The 543-nt window shown below is 61.0% G+C and carries 1 protein-coding gene; it reads left to right on the top strand.

Annotated features, from left to right (window positions below; genetic code table 11):
* Nucleotides 1–543 (top strand): ferrochelatase (locus MD273_RS18820; RefSeq protein WP_239039293.1); only part of this gene is annotated, 543 nt, incomplete at both ends.

The raw sequence follows: 543 nt of genomic DNA, 5'->3' as shown, positions 1-543 counted from the left end.
TAAGCGGGTCATCGAATGGCCGCGCGCACTCTGGTACCCGATCCTCTACGGCATCGTGCTTGCCCGCCGGCCCGCCAAGGTGGGCAAGGCCTATGAATCGATCTGGAACCGTGATCTCGACGAGAGCTATCTGCGCACCTACACCCGCAATCAGGCCGTAAATCGTGCCGCCACCTTTGCCGGCAATCCCAACATCGTCGTTGACTGGGCGATGCGCTATGGCAACCCGTCGATCCCGGACAAGATAGCCGAACTGAAGGCTGAAGGCTGTGACCGGATCGTGCTCTACCCGCTCTATCCGCAATATGCCGCCTCGACCACCGCGACAGTCAACGACAAGGCCTTCCAGGCGCTCCTGAAGATGCGGTGGCAGCCGGCGCTCAGAACCGTGCCGCCCTATCACGATGACCCCGTCTACATCGATGCGCTGGCGCGCTCTGTGGAAGCCCATCTCGCGAAGCTCGACTGGGAACCGGAGATGCTGATCACCTCGTTCCACGGCATTCCGGTCTCCTATTTCAAGAAGGGCGATCCCTATCACTG

Source organism: Marinobacter sp. C7 (assembly GCF_022343555.1).
Classification (GTDB): domain Bacteria; phylum Pseudomonadota; class Gammaproteobacteria; order Pseudomonadales; family Oleiphilaceae; genus Marinobacter.
Note: the sequence above shows the minus strand (reverse complement) of the source record. Positions and strands in the feature narration are given on the sequence as shown.